Source organism: Anoxybacillus sp. UARK-01 (assembly GCF_002075365.1).
GTDB classification, from domain to species: domain Bacteria; phylum Bacillota; class Bacilli; order Bacillales; family Anoxybacillaceae; genus Anoxybacteroides; species Anoxybacteroides rupiense.
In genome coordinates this window covers 1-2,801 of the sequence record NZ_NASY01000006.1, presented here as the reverse complement: position 1 = coordinate 2,801, position 2,801 = coordinate 1, and the positions used below count along the sequence as shown (strand labels likewise).

Here is a 2,801-nt window from a genome sequence, read left to right as displayed (position 1 = left end):
CCCATCATACGCCGCAAATCCCGCATTAATCGCCATCCACACAAAATGCCCATCCGGATCGACCAACATCACCGGGTTGTTGTTCGCATATGTGTAGCCGTTTTGGGTTAGAATATCATCCGAATCTCCCGGATCAGGGTCCATGGACAAGAACACGCCATGGGTTGGGTGGTAGTAACGGGCCATGAGGTAGTACAATCCCGTCTCTTCATCGTATTGGTATCCCGCATAGCGATATGGGTTTTCGGTTGCTAGGGCGCCCGTTTGGGAACGAATTTGGCCCCATGTGTCGTACTCGTAACGAGCGACCACGTTTCCTTGCGCATCCGTTAACGCGATGACATCGCCATGCGCGTTATAGTGGTAGAAGTACGTCGCCCCACCTTTTTTCATCGCCAACAGCTGGCCGTTTTCTCCGTATACATACGATTGTACTACATTTCCGCTCGCGTCGGTTTCATATAAGACGTTGAGGCTGTCGCCTTGGTAGTGGTAGTTCGTCACGACGCCATTGACGTTCTTTTGAATGCGGCGGCCGTCTTCATCGTATTGGTACGTCACAAACGGCGTGCTTTCGCCTTTTCTTGTAACGGAAACCAATTGATCGGCTTCGTTCCATTCATATCGATACTGGCCGTCTTCTAATCGGTTGCCGTTCGCGTCATACGTGATCATTTCATCACCGAAACGAACCAATTGATTCGCCGCATTATAATCGGCATTGGTCGTCGTCGATGATCCGTCTTTCGTTTTCACGATTTTCGTCCGGTTCCCGAATCCATCGTACGTATACTCGATCGTCGTTCCATCCGGCCATTGTTCGATCTTCAACTGATCGAGCTCATCATAGCTGTACACCGTGACGTCCCCGTTCGACGTTTCGATGCGGATTCGGTTGCCGTTTTCGTCGTAACGGTACGTTTCCGCCAATAACTCAGTTCCGTTCGCCGTTCCCACCACCAGACTGTTCACCAAGCCGCGGTCGTCATACGTAAAGGTGGCACCCGCTTCATTTCCGGTGGTAAACGTGCGAATGTTTCCTCTCTCGTCATAATCCATGTTTTTTGTTTGGTTACATTTCTCTAGTTAGTTGTTATTCTTTCACACTCTCAGATAATAAAAGCTCACAAACCTTAAAGTAGGTTGTGAGCTCTAAATGAAAATTTTTCATAAAAAGGCTCCATCAATATTCTGTGTTTCTGTCAAGATAGGCTTGAACAATGCTATCTTTAAAGCACCCTCACGTTAACAAGACGACATGTTAGGAAAATAGGTTGGATTTATATATCTGAAAAATTCCCCATTATACTTCGACTTAGTTTTCATACTCCCAAATAGCGTACCGACTAATAGCTAAAGCTGTTTCGTTCCACGTTTTTCTTGAACAATGTGCAAGTATTTTTTTGAGACGCTCCTCTACACTTTTTATATTAAAGTCTCTCATTATAAACAATCCCCTAGCTATCTCCAACCCTGACTTTTCCACCATATCCCTTAACCTTCTTGGACTTGTAACATAGACAGTAAATACTTCAGCAGAATCTGAGTCCCCCTTTATACCAATATCTGCTTCAATTTCAATCCAAAAATCATCAACCTCCTCTCCCCAGTCTTCATCCATTATCGTTAAACAAAATAATTCAGGAATTATCATTTATATGACTCCCTCCATGCTAAAAATTCAAGTGTGCATTTCGTAACTTATATGTCTTCTTGTTGATAGGACTCTTATAAAATTCCTCAAAATTCGCTTGATATACCCTTCTTGTTTTCTTATACTGCATTCTAAATACTTTAGATTTATCTTTACTTCTATATCCTATCCATTTACCATTTTTATAGAGTGGCTTAGCCCCTGATCCAACCCATGCTTTCCCAGCCTTTTTTGCTAGTCTCTTACTTACTCTCCCTACTTCTATAGTAGTGTTACCTTTTCCATACTTAGCCGCCAATAAAATCTTCATAATCTTGGCTGTTTCTCTCGCTTTATAAATTCTATACGCTTTAAAAGCCGCACCACCAACCAGTCCCACGCCTACTGCAATCGCCGCAGCCTTCCAACCACCTTTTTTAAAGGCTTTATACCCATCATACGCCGCAAATCCCGCATTAATCGCCATCCAGACAAAATGCCCATCCGGATCGACCAACATCACCGGGTTGTTGTTCGCATATGTGTAGCCGTTCTGCGTCAAAATATCATCCGAATCTCCTGGATCAGGGTCCGTGGACAGGAACACACCATGGGTTGGGTGGTAGTAACGGGCCATGAGGTAGTACAATCCCGTCTCTTCATCATATTGGTATCCCGCATAGCGATATGGGTTTTCGTCTGCCATCTCACCGGATTTTGAAAGAAGTTGGCCCCATGTGTCGTACTCGTAACGAGCGACCACGTTTCCTTGCGCATCCGTTAACGCGATGACATCGCCATGGGCGTTGTAGTGGTAGAAATACGTCGCCCCGCCTTTTTTCATCGCCAACAGCTGGCCGTTTTCTCCGTATACATACGATTGTACCACATTTCCGCTCGCGTCGGTTTCATATAAGACGTTGAGGCTGTCGCCTTGGTAGTGGTAGTTCGTCACGACGCCATTCACGTTCTTTTGAATGCGGCGACCGTCTTCGTCATATTGGTACGTCACAAACGGCGCGCTTTCGCCTTTTCTTGTAACGGAAACCAATTGATCGGCTTCGTTCCATTCATATCGATACTGGCCGTCTTCTAATCGGTTGCCGTTCGCGTCATACGTGACCGTTTCATCGACGAAACGAACCAATTGATTCCCCGCATTATAATC

3 protein-coding genes are annotated in these 2,801 nt (G+C 45.4%); all 3 read right to left on the bottom strand.

What is annotated here, in order from left to right; all coding sequences use genetic code 11:
- Positions 1-1,035, bottom strand: a 1,035-nt coding sequence (locus B6A27_RS00930) for an RHS repeat-associated core domain-containing protein (RefSeq protein ID WP_304528549.1), incomplete at its 3' end; no start/stop codon positions are given.
- A 280-nt stretch (positions 1,036-1,315) separates the two neighbouring features.
- Entirely contained in the window at positions 1,316-1,654 is a 339-nt protein-coding gene (locus tag B6A27_RS00925; RefSeq protein ID WP_080859627.1) for an Imm8 family immunity protein, read from the bottom strand.
- A gap of 19 nt (positions 1,655-1,673) precedes the next feature.
- The coding region (locus B6A27_RS00920) for an RHS repeat domain-containing protein (RefSeq protein ID WP_080859625.1) at positions 1,674-2,801 on the bottom strand (1,128 nt) is incomplete at its 5' end.

Coding starts and splice junctions, on each gene's coding strand:
- B6A27_RS00925 (WP_080859627.1), bottom strand. CDS start 1,654: ATGATAATTCCTGAATTATTTTGTTTAACGATAATGGATGAAGACTGG.